General features: G+C 69.4%; 16 protein-coding genes and 1 tRNA gene. 6 read left to right on the top strand and 11 right to left on the bottom strand.

The window, feature by feature from the left end:
- From AB0G10_RS25045 to AB0G10_RS25025, 5 genes are all read right to left on the bottom strand, one after another.
- A complete protein-coding gene (locus tag AB0G10_RS25045; RefSeq protein WP_360926175.1) occupies window positions 1-1,500 on the bottom strand; it encodes a penicillin-binding protein 2 in 1,500 nt (499 codons plus the stop codon).
- Entirely contained in the window at window positions 1,497-2,951 is a 1,455-nt protein-coding gene (locus AB0G10_RS25040; RefSeq protein ID WP_360926172.1) for an FtsW/RodA/SpoVE family cell cycle protein, read from the bottom strand. Before AB0G10_RS25040 ends, AB0G10_RS25045 begins: the two co-directional genes overlap by 4 nt.
- A gap of 78 nt (window positions 2,952-3,029) precedes the next feature.
- A complete protein-coding gene (locus AB0G10_RS25035) occupies window positions 3,030-4,382 on the bottom strand; it encodes a PP2C family serine/threonine-protein phosphatase (protein WP_360926170.1) in 1,353 nt (450 codons plus the stop codon).
- Window positions 4,379-4,861 carry an FHA domain-containing protein gene (locus tag AB0G10_RS25030; RefSeq protein ID WP_360845922.1) on the bottom strand — a complete coding sequence of 161 codons (483 nt, stop codon included), beginning with the start codon at window positions 4,859-4,861 and terminating at the stop codon, window positions 4,379-4,381. Before AB0G10_RS25030 ends, AB0G10_RS25035 begins: the two co-directional genes overlap by 4 nt.
- Window positions 4,862-4,865: 4 nt before the next feature.
- Window positions 4,866-5,651, bottom strand: a complete 786-nt coding sequence (locus tag AB0G10_RS25025; RefSeq protein WP_014440161.1) for a DUF3662 and FHA domain-containing protein — start codon at window positions 5,649-5,651, stop codon at window positions 4,866-4,868.
- 235 nt (window positions 5,652-5,886) lie between these two features.
- Here AB0G10_RS25025 and AB0G10_RS25020 point away from each other — a divergent pair.
- The 3 genes from AB0G10_RS25020 to AB0G10_RS25010 all read left to right on the top strand — a co-directional run bounded on the left by AB0G10_RS25020 (window position 5,887) and on the right by AB0G10_RS25010 (window position 7,713).
- Window positions 5,887-5,969: transfer RNA gene (locus AB0G10_RS25020), tRNA-Leu, on the top strand.
- Window positions 5,970-6,177: 208 nt separating this feature from the next.
- A complete protein-coding gene (locus AB0G10_RS25015) occupies window positions 6,178-6,999 on the top strand; it encodes a WecB/TagA/CpsF family glycosyltransferase (RefSeq protein ID WP_360926481.1) in 822 nt (273 codons plus the stop codon).
- Between the two features lie 69 nt (window positions 7,000-7,068).
- Window positions 7,069-7,713: a hypothetical protein gene (locus AB0G10_RS25010; protein WP_360926167.1), complete on the top strand. Its 645-nt coding sequence runs from the start codon at window positions 7,069-7,071 to the stop codon at window positions 7,711-7,713.
- A 90-nt stretch (window positions 7,714-7,803) separates the two neighbouring features.
- Here AB0G10_RS25010 and AB0G10_RS25005 read toward each other — a convergent pair whose 3' ends face one another.
- Both AB0G10_RS25005 and AB0G10_RS25000 read right to left on the bottom strand, forming a co-directional pair.
- The gene (locus AB0G10_RS25005) at window positions 7,804-8,244 is read right to left on the bottom strand and encodes a hypothetical protein (RefSeq protein ID WP_360926165.1); all 441 of its coding nucleotides are present in this window, start codon (window positions 8,242-8,244) and stop codon (window positions 7,804-7,806) included.
- A gap of 145 nt (window positions 8,245-8,389) precedes the next feature.
- On the bottom strand, window positions 8,390-8,614 hold the full coding sequence (locus AB0G10_RS25000) for a DUF397 domain-containing protein (RefSeq protein WP_360926162.1): 225 nt from the start codon (window positions 8,612-8,614) through the stop codon (window positions 8,390-8,392).
- A gap of 759 nt (window positions 8,615-9,373) precedes the next feature.
- Between AB0G10_RS25000 and AB0G10_RS24995 the strand changes: the two genes are divergently transcribed.
- A complete protein-coding gene (locus tag AB0G10_RS24995) occupies window positions 9,374-9,676 on the top strand; it encodes a hypothetical protein (protein WP_360926159.1) in 303 nt (100 codons plus the stop codon).
- A 61-nt stretch (window positions 9,677-9,737) separates the two neighbouring features.
- On the opposite strand, the gene AB0G10_RS24990 is transcribed toward AB0G10_RS24995, so the two are convergent.
- Window positions 9,738-10,442: a PASTA domain-containing protein gene (locus AB0G10_RS24990; protein WP_360926157.1), complete on the bottom strand. Its 705-nt coding sequence runs from the start codon at window positions 10,440-10,442 to the stop codon at window positions 9,738-9,740.
- Window positions 10,443-10,586: 144 nt separating this feature from the next.
- Between AB0G10_RS24990 and AB0G10_RS24985 the strand changes: the two genes are divergently transcribed.
- Window positions 10,587-11,813 (top strand): Hansenula MRAKII killer toxin-resistant protein 1, encoded by a 1,227-nt coding sequence (locus tag AB0G10_RS24985; protein ID WP_360926155.1) that lies wholly within the window; start codon window positions 10,587-10,589, stop codon window positions 11,811-11,813.
- 3 nt (window positions 11,814-11,816) lie between these two features.
- Here the strand turns inward: AB0G10_RS24985 and AB0G10_RS24980 are convergent, their stop codons facing one another.
- Together AB0G10_RS24980 and AB0G10_RS24975 are read right to left on the bottom strand one after the other, a co-directional pair.
- The gene (locus AB0G10_RS24980; protein WP_360926479.1) at window positions 11,817-13,295 is read right to left on the bottom strand and encodes a glutamate--cysteine ligase; all 1,479 of its coding nucleotides are present in this window, start codon (window positions 13,293-13,295) and stop codon (window positions 11,817-11,819) included.
- A 159-nt stretch (window positions 13,296-13,454) separates the two neighbouring features.
- The gene (locus AB0G10_RS24975; protein ID WP_360926152.1) at window positions 13,455-14,033 is read right to left on the bottom strand and encodes a YceI family protein; all 579 of its coding nucleotides are present in this window, start codon (window positions 14,031-14,033) and stop codon (window positions 13,455-13,457) included.
- Between the two features lie 103 nt (window positions 14,034-14,136).
- Between AB0G10_RS24975 and AB0G10_RS24970 the strand changes: the two genes are divergently transcribed.
- Window positions 14,137-14,625 carry a MarR family transcriptional regulator gene (locus tag AB0G10_RS24970; protein WP_360926149.1) on the top strand — a complete coding sequence of 163 codons (489 nt, stop codon included), beginning with the start codon at window positions 14,137-14,139 and terminating at the stop codon, window positions 14,623-14,625.
- 331 nt (window positions 14,626-14,956) lie between these two features.
- On the opposite strand, the gene AB0G10_RS24965 is transcribed toward AB0G10_RS24970, so the two are convergent.
- Window positions 14,957-16,114 carry an acyl-CoA dehydrogenase family protein gene (locus AB0G10_RS24965; RefSeq protein ID WP_360926146.1) on the bottom strand — a complete coding sequence of 386 codons (1,158 nt, stop codon included), beginning with the start codon at window positions 16,112-16,114 and terminating at the stop codon, window positions 14,957-14,959.
- Window positions 16,115-16,131 lie beyond the last annotated feature (17 nt).

Genomic DNA, 16,131 nt, shown 5'->3' with positions numbered 1-16,131 from the left:
TCAGTCCCCTCCCCGGCCCGCCGCGGCCTTCATGATGAGCCCGGCGATCCGGGCCGCCTCGGCGCTCGCGTGTCCACCGGGCACGTTCTCCAGCATGACGCACACGGCCGAGACCGCCTTGCCGCTGTCGTCGAAGGCGAACCCGATGAACCAGCCGTGCGGGTTGGCGCCCTCGGCGTTCTGCGCGGTGCCGGTCTTGCCGCCGACCGTGAAGCCGCTGATCTGCGCCCGTTTGCCGGTGCCGTTCTCGACGACGCTGACCATCATGTCCCGCAGGTCGTCGGCGACGTCCGAGTTGATCGGGTCGCGCAGCTTCTCCGGCTCGGCCGTGTAGATCGTGCGGCGGTCCGGGCCGAGGAGCTTCTGCACCAGGTACGGCCGCATCTGCCGGCCGCCGTTCGCCACCGTGGCGGCCATCAGCGCGCCCTGCAGCGGGGTCATCCGGACGTCGCGCTGGCCGAGCGAGGACTGGGCCAGGGCCGCGGTGTCGGTGCTGCCGTCCGGGTTCGCGATCTCACCGGTCCGGCTGGCCGCGACCGTGAGGCCGGAGTCGTTGTCCAGCTCGCCGACCTTGAGGCCCTCGTCCTCGAAGCCGAACGCCTTCGCCGTCTCCTTGACCTTGTCGGCGCCCAGTTCGACGCCGAGCCGCGCGAAACCGGTGTTGCAGCTCTCGGTCAGCGCCTCCTTGAGGGTGACCCGGGAACCGGGGCAGACCTCCTCCTCGGAGTTGCGGATCGTCGCGCCGCCCTCCTGGTAGGAGCTGCCCGCCTCGATCTCGCTGGTGGTCTTGTAGCCGTTCTGCAGCGCCGCCGCCGAGACGATCACCTTGAACACCGAGCCGGGCGGCAGCGTCGCGCCGACCGTGCGGTTGATCAGCGGGTCGTCCTCGTCGCTCTCGAGCGCCTTGTACGCCTTCTGCGCCTTCTCGGTGTCGTGGTCGACCAGCGGGTTCGGGTCGTAGCTCGGCATCGAGACCATCGCCTGGATCGCGCCGGTGCTCGGGTCGATCGCGACCGCCGCACCCTTCGCGACCCCGCGCTGGTTGTTGGTCATCTGCTTCCAGGCGGCCTCTTGCGCCTTGGTGTTCAGCGACAGCACCACGTTGCCACCGCCGGCGTTGTCGCCGGTGAACATGTTGCTGAGCCGGTCCGCGAAGAGCTTGTCGCTGGCGCCGGAGAGGAAGTCGTTCTCGCTGGCCTCGATGCCGGTCGCGCCGAGACCCACCGGCTTGTAGCCGAGCACCGGCGCGTAGACCTTCCCCTCGGGGTAGACGCGCAGGTACTTCAGCTCGTCGTCGGTCTCCTTGTTCTGGGCGAGCGCGGTGCCGCCGGCCTCGATGACGCCGCGGGGCGTTTCGTACTCGGCGACGGTGACCCGCCGGTTGAAGTCGTGGGTGCGGTAGTCGTCGGCCTTGTAGACCTGGACCCAGTTGAGGTTCGCGAAGATCAGGCCGAACAGGACGATGATGACCACGCCGGCGCGGCGGAGCGGTGCGTTCACGGCTTGATCACCTCCGTCATGGCGCCGTGCAGCTGTACGGGTGCTTTCTTCGGACCGGCTCGTTCCGGTCCGGCCCCGGCCTGGGGCTGCCGGGCGGCGTCCGAGATCCGCAAGAGCATGGCGATCAGCAACCAGTTCGCCATGAGCGAGGAGCCACCTGCGGAGAGGAACGGGGTGGTCTGACCGGTCAGCGGGATCAGGCCGGTGATGCCGCCGAGGATGACGAAGACCTGCAGGCCCAGCGTGAAGGCGAGGCCGCCGGCGACCAGCTTGCCGAACGAGTCCCGGACCGCCAGGGCGGCGCGCAGGCCGCGCTCGACGATCAGCAGGTACGTCACCAGCAGCGCGGCCAGCCCGAAGAGGCCGACCTCCTCACCGAGGCCGGCGAAGATGAAGTCGGTGCGCACCTCGGGGACGAAGCCCGGCGATCCGGCGCCCGGCCCGCTGCCGAACAGGCCGCCCGAGCCGAGCGCGAGCAGGCCCTGGACGAGCTGGTAGCTGCCGCCGACCCGCTCGTAGTTCTCCAGCTCGAACGGGTCGAGCCAGACCTCGGCACGGTCGTAGAAGTTGGCGAACGGCCCGCCGATCGAGGCGCCCAGCAGGTATGCCACGTAGACGCCGCCGAAGAAGAGCAGCAGACCGATGATCAGCCAGCTGGCCCGCTCGGTGGCGACGTAGAGGGTCACCACGAACAGGCCGAAGTACAGCAGCGCGGTGCCGAGGTCCTTCTCGAAGACCAGGACCAGGAGGCTCAGCAGCCAGACCGTGACGACCGGGCCGAGGTCGCGGCCGCGCGGGAAGTCGATGCCGAGGAACCGGCGGGACGCCAGCGACAGCACCTCCCGCTTGCGGACCAGGTAGTACGCGAAGAACGAGACCAGCGCGATCTTGGCGAACTCACCGGGCTGGATCGAGAACGAGCCGAACCGGATCCACAGCTTCGCGCCGTTGACCTCGGAGATGCTGCTCGGCAGCACCGCCGGGATCATCACGAGCACGATGCCGACCAGGCCCAGCGTGTACGCGTACCGCGAGACGATCTTGTGGTCCCGGATCACCAGCAGCAGGATCGCCGCGAGGATCAGCGAGGCGAGCGTCCAGGCCAGCTGGCGGCCGCCGGTGCCGGCGAAGATGCCCGGCTCCGGCTGCTTCTGCGCGATGGCCCGGGCCAGGTCGAGGCGGCGCAGGAAGCCCACCCCGATGCCGTTGATCAGCGCGACGGCGGGCAGCAGCACCGGGTCGGCGAACGGAGCGGTGTAGCGGACCACCACGTGCAGTCCGAGGAAGAGGATGCCGACCAGCGCGGCCGGGATCCAGGAGGTCATCCGGATCTCGTCGAACTGGTGCGCCTCGACGGTCGCGCCGTACACGGCGACGATCGCCATGGCGAACGCCAGCAACCCGAGCTCGGCGTTGCGGCGTGTCTTCCATCCCGTCGGGATACGCGACATCTCACCCGTGGAGGCGGGCGGCGGAGCCGGTACGGCGGGCGCGGTCAAAGAAAGATCCCCAGACGTGTAGGCCGGACTTCAGTTGACGGTCCGGCAGCCGACCGTGTCGACGGTCGCCGGAACGCTTTCGGACGGTTGCGAGGGGGCGGCCGACGGGCCGGGCACGGCGGTGGCCGCCACCGACGGCGTCACCGAGGTCGCCGGCGTCGGCGCGGTGCTCGCGATGACGCAGACCGGCTTCAGATCGTCCGTGGTCAGCGACGTGAGCGTGGTCCGGGCCTCGTCCCGGTTGCCCGCGTGGATGCCCTCCTTGACCCGCTCCTGGGCGACCGGCGTGAGGTCGTCGAGCCGGACCTCGCTGGTCTCGCTCACCGAGGAGAGGTCCAGGCCGGCCACCTGGCCGGGCACGCCACGGAATATGGCGATCTGGCCCTGCTCGGTCGCGCCGACGTAGTACTGGTCCTGGGTGTACTGCCAGCCGGCCCAGAGGCCGCCGCCGAGCACGCCGAGCAGCAGCAGGACCATGAGCGTGGTCCGCACCGGGTGGCCCGCGGGCTCCGGTTCGTACCCGTTCACGGTCGGCTCCGGCTGGGCCGGGCGCGGCGGCTTGAGGGCCGCGGCACGGGCCGCCGAGGTGGAGCTGTCCGCCACCGTGTTGTTGCCCCGGTCGAGCGAGGCAGCACCGCCGACGATCGGCGCCTGCTCCATGATGTCGGCGTCGGTCGCGTCCGCGATCACCACGGTGATGTTGTCCGGGCCGCCGCCGCGCAGCGCGAGCTGCACGAGCCGCTCGACGCAGGCCTTCGGGTCCGGGATCTCCCGCATGGTCTGGCCGATGGTCTCCGCGCTGACGACACCGGAGAGGCCGTCGCTGCAGATCAGGTAGCGGTCGCCCTTGAGCACCTGGCGGACCGAGTACTCGGGGTCGATGTCGCGGCCGTCCAGCGCCCTGGTGAGCAGGGAGCGCTGCGGGTGGCTGCTGGCCTCCTCCGGGCTGACGCGGCCCTCGTCGACGAGCATCTGGACGTACGTGTCGTCCTTGGTGATCTGCGAGAACTCACCCCCTCGCAGAAGGTAGGCCCGGGAGTCCCCGATGTGCACCATGCCGAACTTGCTGCCCGAGAAGAGGACGGCGGTCAGCGTGGTGCCCATGCCCTCGAGCTGAGGGTTGGCGTCGACGGTGTCGCGCAGCTGCTGGTTGGCAGTGCCGACGGCGTGCCGCAGCGCGTCGACCATGGCGTCCCCGGGGACGTCGTCGTCGAGTGGCGCCATCGCGGCGATGACGATGTTGGACGCCACGTCACCGGCGGCCATGCCGCCCATGCCGTCGGCGACAGCGAGAAGTCGCGGCCCGGCGTAGACGGAGTCCTGGTTCAGGTCTCGGATCAGACCGCGGTCGCTCTGAGCGGCATAGCGCAGGGTCAGGGTCATGGCCGTAACTCGAGTGAAGTGCGTCCGATGCGAATCGGGACGCCAAGGGGGACTGGAGTAGGTCCGGAGACCTTACCGCGATCTAGATAGGTGCCGTTGGTCGAGCCGAGGTCCTCGACGAACCACTGGCCATCGCGGGGAACCAACCGGGCATGCCGTGCGGACGCGAAGTCGTCGGTGATGACGAGCGTCGAATCCTCGGCCCGCCCGATCGTGATCGGAGCCTCACCGAGCGTGATCCTGGTGCCGGCCAGCTGGCCGGCGGTCACGACCAGCTGCCGCGCCGCCTTACCGCGTTTCACCTTTGCCGGCCGGCCCGGGAGCACCGCGCCACCCACCCCCCGAGGGCTGGCGACGATGCTCTTGGTCCGGGCGCCGGAGAAGAGGTCCCGCCGGATCACCCCGACCACTGTGAAAACAAAGATCCACAGAAGGACGAGGAACCCGAAGCGGGCGACGGTGAGGACGAATTCGGGCAAGTCGCTAGCCGTCCACTCGGAAGGTGAGCGTGGTCGTCCCGAGCTGGATCATGTCGCCCGGGTTCAGGGCGACGGCCGAGACACGCTGGCCGTTCACCATCGTGCCGTTCGTCGACCCGAGGTCGGTGAGCACGACCTGGTTGCCGTCGTAGTCGAGCCGGGCGTGCCGCCGCGAGATGCCGACGTCGGGCAGGCGCAGGTTCGCCTGGTCGCCGCGGCCGATCACGGTCGAGCCCATCTGGAGCGGGTAGGTGCGCCCGTCACCGGAGACCAGGCCGACGCTGCGCGGGCCGCCGTGGCCGCCGTGCGGCGGGTAGCCACCCTGCTGGTCGTAGGGCGAGTACTGCGGGCCGGCGTCGTACGCGGGCTGCTGCACCGGGGCGACCTCGCCGCCGGTGTAGACCTCCGCGGTCACGCGGAACATGCCCGTGTCCAGGCCGTCGCCGCGCTCGATCTCGACGATCACGTCGCCGTAGACCGTCCAGGCCTGCTCGCCGATGAACTCGGCCTGCGACTGGGCCAGCTCCTGGGCCAGCGCGGCCGCGTACGGCGCCAGGCGACTGTGGTCGTAGGGCGACAGGTCGATCACGTAGCGGTTGGGCACGAGAGTGCGGCCACCGGCCAGGATGGCCTTGTGTGCCTCGGCCTCCCGCTGCATGGCATTCAGGATCTCCACAGGGTGCACGACACCCTTGAAGACCTTCGCGAAGGCCCCCTCGACAAGGCCTTCCAATCGCTTCTCAAAGCGCTGCAGCACGCTCACCGGCTCCTCCTCGGGTTCCGAGGACATGATGGTATCCGGCGACCGCTTGCGCATCCGTAGCCCAAGAGCAGCCGGCACTTCTGACCCTCGTATGACGCCCCTCGACGCCGTGCTAATGTTTCCTGCGTCGCGAGGCGATATCAAATTCGCTTAGTGACGTGCGACAGCGTAGTCTGTCGCAGCCAGTAACAAGAAGCAGGCTCAACGAGCCGGTTTCCGGCCGACGAGATCGTTCCTATATGATCTTGAAGGCAAGTCACATGGGGATGTGGCGGAATGGCAGACGCGCACGGTTCAGGTCCGTGTGTCCGAAAGGACGTGGGGGTTCAACTCCCCCCATCCCCACGAGTCGCAGGAGCCCTGTGTTTGCGGAGATCGCAGACCAGGGCTTCTTCGCTTTTCAAGATCAAAACCTCCTTCCGTACGTCTCCAAGCGTGCCGTAGGACACAGGAGGTTGTCTCGCCGTTCCCCTAGGGGTGTGTCGGCTCGTTCGGGTGAAGAAGGCGCCGGGCGCTATGCTCGCCGCCACTGTTCGACTTCAGGGCTGGAGTGTTGGTCGTGGCCGTCACCGCTGTTCGTGGGAAGCGCAACGTCCTCGGGGTGCTCGTCGACGTCACCGACTATGCGACGGCCACCGCGCAGATCATCGAAGCGGCCCGTGAGCACCGCCCGTTCGCGGTCACGGCACTCGCCGTCCACGGCGTGATGACCGGCGTCGAGGACCCGGCCCACAACGCCCGGCTGAACTCCTTCGACCTGGTCACCCCGGACGGGCAGCCGGTGCGCTGGGCGCTGAACCTGCTGCACGGCGCCGGCCTGACCGACCGGGTCTACGGGCCGTCGCTGACCCTCAAGGTGGTCGAGCAGGCCGCCGCCGAGGGATTGCCCGTCTATCTGTACGGGTCGACCCAGCCGGTCCTGGACAAGCTCGTCCCGGCGCTGCTGGGGATGTTCCCGGCTCTGAAGATCGCCGGTGTCGAGGCGTCGAAGTTCCGCGCCGCGCTGCCCGGCGAGGAGCTCGAGATCGCCGAGCGGATCAAGGCCTCCGGCGCCCGGATCACCCTGGTCGGCCTCGGGTGCCCGCGCCAGGAGCTGTTCACCTACGCCATGCGGCCGCTGCTCGACATGCCGCTGCTGGCGGTCGGCGCCGCCTTCGACTACCACGCCGGCCTGCTGAAGAACCCGCCCGCGTGGATGCAGAAGTACGCGCTCGAGTGGCTGTGGCGTCTCGGCCTGGAGCCGAAGCGGCTCTGGAAGCGCTACATCATCCTGAACCCGAAATACCTGAGCCGGCTCTTCGCGCAGAAGCTCGGCCTCTGGAAGGCGACCCCGCCGGCGCCCGCGAGCACGCCGGTGCACGGCTTCGCTGTCTGATCATTTACGGTCGGGCACCCGACACCTTGACCCCCTACGGGTAGGTCTTGGGGGCATATCCCGGTTTCGATGTCGGACGAATCGGTGAACGCTGTCGATGTGGACACCGTTGTGGACCTCATCCTGATCGGCACCCTCGCCGCCGTCTGGCTCACCGCCGGACTGCTCGTCGACGGGCTGCCCACCGCCGGCACGGCTCGCGAGCTGCGCCGGCGGGCCATCCTTCTCACCGCGCTCGTGGGCGCCGGCGCCGCCGTGCTCGTCGCGGTGCCCGTGGTCACCGGGCTCATCCCGGGCGTCTCGCCGGCTCCCACGGCCGCGCTGCTTCCCGCCGTACCCGGTCTGATCGTCCTGACCGCGACCCTGCGCCGTCTCTCCTGGGTGCGGCGCGGCGCGGGAGCGTTCGCGACCGCGCCGCTCGCGCCGGTCCCGCCCGCCCTGCGTGCCGCCGCCGCGCATCCGCTGGTGACCGCGCCGCTGCAGATCACCGGCCTGGCCGCGCTCGTCGGTGTGCCGATCGCCGCGCGTCTCGTCGAGGTGCCTGCGGGGGGCACCTCGGCCGTCGCCGGTGTCGCCATCAGCGTCGTCGCGGTCGCCGTCGTGGCGATCGGCATCCGCGCCGGCCTGCGGCACAGCCGCCTCGCCCCGCTCGTGATGGCGCCGCTCGGCTCCCGCACCCCGGGTCGGGCCCGCCTCACCGCGGGCGTCCGCTGAGGCCTTTCTCATAGAACTCGTGAGGCCGTCCGGCCGGTCGTCAGTGCTGTCTCTCTCCCGTGGAGGCAGCACTGCCGGCCGGCCGGGGTGTCACTGCTTCTTCGCCTCTTGCACGTAGAGCAGCTCCAGAATGGAGCGTGCCGCCTCGAACCAGCGGTCCAGCCAGTCCGACGGCGGCAGCGTCCCGCGCGCCGGAAGCTCGAGGAGCAGGCCGCGCAGCAGCGGGTGATCCGCCATCGACTGGCTCGTCGAGTCCGACCAGCTGGTCGAGAAGACCGGCTCGGTCAGCCCGTTCAGGTCGAGCGACGGGAGCTTGGCCGCGCGGTCGAGCGCGCTGGTCGGCTCGATGCTGTGCGACCGGCCCGGCGACCGGGTCGGCAGGCCGGAGCTGGTGCGGGACAGCAGTTCGCCGTCGCCGTCCGACGTCAGGGCCGCGTCCCGGCGGTTCTGCCGGTACGCGCTCACGCCACCGCTGAACCGGTCCTGCGCTGTCGACGAACCGTTGGTGAGGTTCTCGGAGCCAATAGTCATTTATCTGCCTTGCCTCGTTCGGTTGTGCCGCCGTAGCGCGGTCCGGTCCGCGCTTACGGCAATCAACGAGGCGACTCCCGCCCAGCGACGGGAAAATCGGGCAAATGACTACGGCCGGCCCGGGCGAGCCGGCCGTGCCGGAGGCTCAGAGATCGAACTCGCCGTCCTTGGCGCCGCCGACGAACGCGTCCCATTCCGCGGTCGTGAAGATCAATGCCGGACCGGCCGGGTTCTTGGAGTCGCGGACCGCGATCGCCTCACCGACGAACGCCACCTCGACGCAGTTCTCGCTGTCCGGTCCACTTCGGGTGCTCTTGTGCCACTCCGCCTGGTCCAGGTCGACCAGGAGACCCTTCGTCGCGAATTCCACAATGGCTCCTTCGCACGCATCTCGATCTTGTTGGTGGGCGGATCGCCGGATCCTGGTCACTCCGCCATCGAGCACTGCCCAGAGATCGATTGGATCGTCCTGAATCAGTAACGAACGCTTTCGCCGTCCGGACGTGGGCCGGTCGGCCGATTACAGGTCGCCGTCCTCCCATCGGGCGGATCAAATGGGGCCATTGCCGCTTGCCGCCCCATTAATTTGATCAAGACCTCCACATTTCCGCTGGTCAGAGCGTTGCGTTTCGCCATTCTCTACGCATGCGAGGCGCATTGTGGCGATAGAAGTTTTATGTCCGAAATGGCGGTTATTGCAGGTCGGCACTTGCCGTTCGGTGCGTTGACGCGGCAGCATTCCGGACGGCCACCGCGGCTCGATCCAGAGTCGATCTTCAACGCCGGTTCGATGATCACGGAGGATCACGGAAGGCGTACATGCAACTTGCATCGACGGAACTGGTGGTGCAATCTTTCCGTATGGCTGGCACTACTCAACGTTCTTGAGCAGACCGGTCAAGTCCGGCAAAACACAGCAAAACGACGTCCGATACGGGGCGCCGAGCCACTGGAAGTCCATTTCGGACTCCCGCGCCTGACGTGGGTGGCAGGATCGGCGATGGTGACGTTCCGCAACCTTCTTCGATGGGTATATGTCATCGAAGAGTTGCAAAGGTGTACCAGACAGGCACACTGGTGCATCTGTCACAAGAGTCCACCCCACACGAGTCTCAGGGCAGGAGATGACGTGGTTCTTCCTCGGTCCGGTGATGTCATCCACGTGACGAAAGCGGCGAGTGTCCAATTCGCATCACCGATGCTGTTCCGGGTGATCCGGGTGCACGACTGGCCGACGTACGAGGGTTGGGTCTGGCTCGACGGCTACGAGCTCAACTCCTCCGGTGACGCGGTCGAACGCCGATCCATCTTCGTGCAGGTCAACGGCCTGCGACCGGTCGGCAAGGCCCCCGATCCGCGGGCTCGGAACGGGCGTCAGCCCGCCGCCCGCCCGGGTGTGATGCCGTCGCGTCCGCTGCGCGCCCACCGCTGACCTCCCCCGGTCCTGGGTTCCCGCGGCAACGGGAGTCCAGGATCGGTGTGGAGGGGAAGCGTCAGGACGTGGCCTCGGCAGCCGGCGACGGGGACGCCGGGCTGTCCGAGGGTGCGATCGCGACGACCAGGGTGATGCGCGTATCCGAGGTCACCACGCTGCCCTCGGGCGGATCACTGTCGATCACCGTGCCCGGCTCGGCGTCGCTCTCGCGGCGGATGACCCGGGAGGTCAGGCCGGACCGTTGCAGGGCTGCCTGCGCGTCCGCCACCGGCATCCCGCGCAGCGCCGGCACCGCGACCTCGGCGTCCACCGGCTCGGTGGTCGCCTGCGTGGTGCTCAGCGTCGGCGCCGGGCTGGTCGCGGCGGTGGTCGGCGCGGTCGTCGGCTGCGTCGTCGCGGCTGTCGTGGTCGTCACCGTCACCGGTGTGGTCGCGGGCGTCTCGGTGCCGTCACCGGAGCTCTGCAGGATCACGGCGATGCCGTACCCGAGCAGGCCCAGCAGCACCAGCGCGGCGCTCCCCACGGCGACCGGCGCCCACCAGCGGCCCTGCGGCTCCTCCGGGCGGGCGTCCGCCCAGTCGCTCTCGTAGGCCTCGGCGCCCGGCCGCGGAGGCCTGACCTCGGCGCGTCCGGTCCAGATCGCGTTGTCCCGGTCATCCGATCGGGGACCCCCGGAAGGCTGAATCCGCGTCGCGTCGGGGGCAGGCTCGACCGGCTCCATCGGACGGGTCTCATCCCGTTCCGGGGGGCGTTCGTCGGCCATCGCCGGTGTCCCTTCGGTTCGGTCGTGCCGCGCGGGTCGCAAGCGTCAAAGTATCGAATCTTGAGCCCACGTGGGGTTTTCCCGCCGAATGCAACCGTGCCAGGCGTTTAGCAGACATCGGCGGCTACCAGTACAGTGCCCCGCATGGCCGACAAGGGCTGGACATCGCAGGCCGCCACGGCGGCCGGAATCGCGGCCGGCGCGGGCGCCGCACAGCTGGGCCTCGGCTACGGCCTGGGCGTTCTCGTGTGGCCGGTGACCGCGACCGGATCCGAGAACATTTGGCTGGGCAGCCTCGGCTGGGCCACCTGGATCACCGCGAGCGCCACGGTCCTCGGCGCGGTGATAGCCGGTCGCCTCCGTCCCGATCCGCCCGGCCGCTGGCGGCCACTGTGGCGGTTCGCGCTGGCGGCGGCGTCCGCGGTCGGCGCGCTGGTCTCGGTCGCGCTGGTCGCGCTTCCGGCGCGTTCATCGGTACGGGTGGACAGCCTGTCCCCGCAGCTCGTGGCGGGCGGTTACGCCCTCGCCGGACTCCTGGCCGGCCTGGTCGTCGCGTTCTGGGCGGTCTCCTCCGGTCCGGTGGCGGCCAACCTGATCGGCACCGCGCTCTGGCTCTGGGCCCTCGCCATCGCCGGGGTGATCGCCGAGCTGGTCACCGGCCGGGACTTCGCCACCTACCTGACCAGCTGGCAGTTCGCCGAGTCAGCGGTGAGCCCGATCCGGTACGGCGGCATCTACTGGCCGAGCGCCCTCCTGACCCTGGCCGCCGCCTTCGCGATCGGCATGGTCGCCGCCTGGCCGGCCGCGTCCCGGGGGGAGACAGGCCTCGGCACCGCCATCTCCGGCGCGGTGGGGCCGCTGCTCGTGGCCTTCTCCTTCCTGATCCTGGCGCCCCAGCTGACCGAGGCGATGGGCCCGCTCCAGTCGGCGTACCTGATCGCCCCCTACGCCGTCCTGTCCGGCCTGGCGGGTTCCGCCCTGACCACGGCGATAGGCCAGAACCGCCAGAACCGCCGCAACCGCCCCGACCTGGTCCCGGTCCCCGCGCCTGCCTCGCCCTCGCCCTCGGCTTCGGCTTCGACGTCGCCCTCGCCCTCAGCTTCGATCTCGGCTCCGGCTCCGGCTCCGGCTTCTGCTTCGGCTCCGGTCCCGCACGATTCCGCCGACCCGGCCGGCGAGTCCTCCAAAAAGGATGAACCGCCCGCCTACGCCGACCCGGAGATCGCCGCCGCCGCTCGACCGAGCCGCAGTCCGGCGAAGCGCGCACCCGCCCGCAAGGGCGACGACAAGCCCGAACCGCGCTCCACCATCACCCCTCCTCCGGCCAACCCCACTGTCGCCCGGATCAACCCGGCCGACCCCGGGAAGTAGCCGTCAGCGCTCGACCGGCCAGGTGTGCACCGGCTCGTTGTGGCGCTGCAGCTCCACGTACCGCCCGGTCATCTCGCGGAGGGCGGCCGGCCGGTCGAGGCCACGCCGCTCGGCCGCGCACACCGTCTCGATCTGCCAGGTGGCGCCGTTGCGGCGGCGACGGCACCGGCCCTCGATCACGCCGAGCAGGCGGTCGCGCTGGGCCGGGTCGACGCCGAAGCGGTCCAGGCCGGCGTGGGCCTTCTCGAGGAGATCGCCCAGGACGAGGTCGACCACCGGCACCTCGCCGAGGCCCGGCCACCTGATCACCGCGTCGATGCCGTCCCGGGCGCCGGCCTGGAAGTTCGCGTCGGCGTCGGCGAAGGCGAGCCGCTCCCAGATCGGGGACGAGGACGCCGACAGCTCGCCGACCAGGCCGAAGTAGAACGCCGCGTTGGCGACCAGGTCGACGACGGTCGGGCCGGAGGGCAGCACCCGGTTCTCCACGCGGAGGTGGGGCCGGCCGCCGGCGACGTCGTAGACCGGGCGGTTCCAGCGGTAGACCGTACCGTTGTGCAGTCGCAGTTCGTGCAGGCCGGGAACTCCGCCGGACGCGAGCACCTCGGCCGGGTCCTCGTCGTGGATCTCCGGGAGCAGCGGCGGGAAGAACTGGACGTTCTCGTCGTACAGGTCGAGGACCGAGTCGATCCACCGTTCCCCGAACCAGACACGTGGTCGGACGCCCTGGGCCTTGAACTCGTCCGGGCGGGCGTCGGTGGCCTGCTCGAAGAACGGGATCCTGGTCTCCGCACAGAGCCTCCGCCCGTACAGATAGGGGGAATTCGCCCCCAACGCGACCTGGACCGCGGCAATCACCTGGCTCGCGTTCCATGCTCGCGGAAAATCCGCGGGGGAGACCTGGAGGTGGAACTGGACGCTCGTGCACGCGGCTTCCGGCGCGATCGAATCGCTGGTGACGCGCAGCCGCTCGACACCGTCGATGTCGATCCGGAAGTCGTCGCCGCGGGCCGCGACGATCTCGCTGTTCAGGGCGGAGAAGCGTTCGCCGACGGAGAGGTTGCCGGACACCAGATGGGACGGCCGCAGGGTGGGCAGCATGCCGATCAGCGCGAGCCGGCTCTCGTTCTTGACGGCGCATTCGGCAGCGGCACGCAGACCGTCCAGAATGTCCTTCTCGTAGTCGCCGAGCCCGTGACCTGCGATGAGTCGCGGCGGAACGTTGAACTCGATGTTGAACCTGCCGAGCTCCGGCTGGAAGCGCGGGTCGCTCAGATCGGCCAGCACCCGCCGATTCCGCATGCTCGGGCCGGCGTCCGCGTCGACCAGATTGATCTCGATCTCCAGGCCCGTCATGGGCTCCGACGCATCGAACGGTGACGTATCCAACATCTTGCCCAGGACATCGAGGCAGCCGCGAAGTTTGCCCCGGAACGCGACCCGATCCTGCGGCGAGAAGGTGGCGTTCACCAGATCCTTGCCCATGGTGCCCTCCCAGGACGGCAGGCGGACGAAACGGACGTCGATCACCGCTCTGTGAACGAACACTTGCGCTCGGTACACATTGCCATCCCAGACGGAGGACCGCCAGGCGAACGAAAACGCCGCCCGGGAACCCGGACGGCGTTGTCGAGAAGACGTGGATCAGGCAGCGGGCTGCTGCAGGATGGCCTCGCCCTCGATCTCGATCTTGACCTTCTTGCCGATCATCACGCCACCGGTCTCCAGGGCCATGTTGTAGGTCAGGCCCCAGTCCTCCCGGTCGATCTCGGTGTGCGCGCTGAAGCCGAAGAGGTGCTGCCCGTAGGGGCTCGTGGTGGCGCCCTCGAACTCCACGACCAGCTCGACCGGACGGGTCACGTCCTTGATCGTGAGCTCGCCGTCGAGGACGAACTCGGCGCCCGCGTGCGACTTCACGCCGGTGCTGCGGAACTCCATGGTCGGGTACTTCTCCGCCTCGAAGAAGTCACCGGTGCGCAGGTGGTTGTCGCGGTCGACCTGGCCGGTCTCCACGCTCGCGGTCTTGATCGACGCGGTGACGGTGGAGTCGAGCGGGTTCTCGCCCACCACGATGGTGGCGCTGGCCTCGGCGAACTGGCCGCGGACCTTGCTGACCATGAGGTGCTTCACCACAAAGCCGACCCGCTTGTGAGCGGCGTCCAGCTCGTAGGTGCCGGCGGCCGGGATCTGCAGACCCTCGAACTCACGAGTGCTGACGGTCATGACTGTTCCTTCTCTCGAAACACTGGGCGGGTTTGCTTGTGTGACACAGCAACTATATGCGCAGCAATATTCCTCCTGTCAAGTGCCTGCTACTGTTGATCGTGTGAACACCGACCTGGACGACCCACGCCTCACCGCGATCGGCCTGCTCGCCGAGACGTACACGGGTCTGATGAACCGCCTGGCCGCACAATTCGACGAGCACCGGCTCTCCCCGGTCGAGTTCGAGGTGCTCATGCGCCTCGCCCGCACCCCCGGCAACCACCTCCGGATGACCGACCTGGCCGGCCAGACGACCCTCTCCACCAGCGGCGTCACCCGCGTCGTCGACCGCATGGAGCGCGGTGGCCTGGTCCGCCGCGAGGCCTGCCCCAGCGACCGGCGCAGCTCCTACGCCGTCATCACCGACGCCGGCATGCAGCGCCTCGACGAGGTGCTCCCCGGCCATCTCGAACTGGTCCAGCAGTGGTACGTCGGCCTGCTCCCGCCGGCCCAGCTCGACCAGCTCCTGGGCTCCCTCCGCACCATCCGCGACGCGGTGAATCCGTGCGCGGTCGCCGGAAGCGAGGAGCAGGCCGCACCGGCAGCCTGACCCAGACGCGCGCCCTCGCCAGGTCTGAGCCGTCGTCCACGCGCCCTCGCCCGGCCTGGGCGTCGTCCACGCGCTCCCACCCAGATCTTGGCGAGTTCTGGTTCAAAGATGGGCACAAGTCGCCGAGATCTGGGTGGGGCTCGCCGCGCGGTGCGGCGGGGTGCCGGTTGTCCACATTCGCGCGTTGTCCACAGGGCGGAGCGTGAAGATCGGCGCTGCTCGTCAGACTGGCCAGCGGGGGCTTCCCCCTGGGAGGGCGGGCTCGGAGGGTGGGCTCGGAGGGTGGGCTCGGAGGGCGAGCTCGGAGGGCAGGCTCGGAATTGGCGGCGATCTACAGGCCCAGCCCCCGCGCGATCAACATCCGCTGCACCTCCGACGTGCCCTCGCCGACCTCGAGGATCTTCGCGTCCCGGTAGAAGCGGCCCACCGCCGACTCGTTCATGAAGCCGTATCCGCCGTGCACCTGGGTGGCGTACCGGCTGTTCTCCATGGCCGCGTTGCTGGCGTTCAGCTTCGCGATCGCCGCGTGGCGTTTGAAGTCCTCGCCGGCGAGCATGCGGGCGGCCGCGTCGTAGTAGCCGAGCCGGGCCACGTGGGCTCGCATGTCCATGTCGGCGATGAGGAACTGGACTGCCTGGTTGTCGCCGATGGCGCGGCCGAAGGCGGTGCGCTGTTTCGCGTACGCGACGGACTCGTCGACGCAGCCCTGGGCCAGGCCCACCGCCAGCGCCGCGATCGCGATCCGGCCCTCGTCGAGGATGCGCAGGAACTGGGCGAGGCCCCGGCCGCGTTCGCCGAGCAGGTTGGCGGCCGGCACCCGTACGTCGTCGAAGAACAGCTCGTGGGTGTCCGAGGCGCACCAGCCGACCTTCGAGTACGGCGGGGCCACGGTGAAGCCGGGCGTGCCGGACGGGACGATGATCGTGGAGAGCTCCTTCGAGCCGTCCGGGTTGTGGCCGGTCACCGCCATCACCGTGACCAGCGTGGTGATGTCGGTGCCGGAGTTCGTGATGAACGCCTTCGTCCCGTTGATCACCCACTCGCCGGTGGTCTCGTCGAGCACGGCCCGGGTGGTGGTGCCGCCCGCGTCGGACCCGGCGCCCGGCTCGGTCAGGCCGAAACCGGCGAGCGCCTCGCCGGTGACCAGCCGGGGCAGCCACCGCTCCTTCTGCTCGTCCGTCCCGTACCGGTAGATCGGCATGGCGCCGAGCGAGACCGCCGCCTCCAGGGTGACCGCGACCGAGCTGTCCACTCTGGCCAGTTCTTCGAGGGCGATGCAGAGCGCGAAGTAGTCGCCGCCCATGCCGCCGTGCTTCTCGTCGAACGGGAGACCGAAAAGTCCCATCTTCCCCATTTGACGAACGATTTCGTACGGGAAGGTCTCGCTCTCGTAGTGCGCCGCGATGACCGGGGCGACCTGCTCCCGGGCGAACTCCCGCACGCTGGCGCGCAGCTCCGCATACTCGTCGTCGAGCCGGAAGTCGACCATGACCTGACTCTGCCTCT

This window comes from Actinoplanes sp. NPDC023714, assembly GCF_040639855.1.
Taxonomy (GTDB): Bacteria; Actinomycetota; Actinomycetes; order Mycobacteriales; family Micromonosporaceae; genus Actinoplanes.
Note: the sequence above shows the minus strand (reverse complement) of the source record. Positions and strands in the feature narration are given on the sequence as shown.